Origin of the sequence: Streptococcus mitis, from assembly GCF_047464965.1 — a bacterium.
In the GTDB taxonomy this organism is placed as follows: domain Bacteria; phylum Bacillota; class Bacilli; order Lactobacillales; family Streptococcaceae; genus Streptococcus; species Streptococcus mitis_DU.
Genome location: NZ_JASHAT010000025.1, coordinates 1 through 605, shown reverse-complemented (window position 1 = coordinate 605; position 605 = coordinate 1). Strand labels below are relative to the sequence as shown.

Annotated in this window: 1 protein-coding gene; it reads right to left on the bottom strand. The window is 38.0% G+C overall.

Features of this window, described 5'->3' with window-relative positions:
* Positions 1 to 34: 34 nt before the first annotated feature.
* Positions 35 to 605, bottom strand: a 571-nt coding sequence (locus tag QM408_RS09220) for a transposase (RefSeq protein ID WP_414374362.1), incomplete at its 5' end; no start/stop codon positions are given.

The following is a 605-nucleotide window of genomic DNA, read 5'->3' as shown; positions in this document are numbered from 1 at the left end:
GGCTCTTTGTCAACTGTAGTGGGTTGAATAAAAGCTAAGATCTAGAAAGGACGAAATTTGTCCTTTCTTTTTTGATATTGAGAGCGATAAAAATTCGTTTTTTGAAGTTTTCAAAGTTCCGAAATCCAAAGGCATTTCGTTTGATAAGTTTGATGAGATTATTGGTCGCTTCCAATTTTGCGTTGGAATAGGGTAACTGAAGGGCATTGACGATTTTCTCTTTGTCCTTTAGAAAGGTCTTAAAGATAGTCTGAAAAAGAGGATGAACCAGCTTAATATTGTCCTCAATGAGTCCGAAAAATTTATCTGCCTCCTTGTTCTGAAAGTGAAAGAGTAAGAGCTGATAGACATTGTAGTGGTGTTTCAAGTCTTCTGAATAGCTCAAAAGCTTGTCTAAAATCTCTTTATTGGTTAAGTGCATGCGAAAAGTAGGGCGATAAAATCGCTTATCACTCAGTTTACGGCTATCTTGTTGGATGAGTTTCCAGTAGCGCTTGGTAGCCTTGTATTCATGAGATTTTCGATGAAACTGATTCATGATTTGGACACGCATACGACTCATAGCACGGCTCATGTGTTGGACAATATGGAAACGATCCAACACG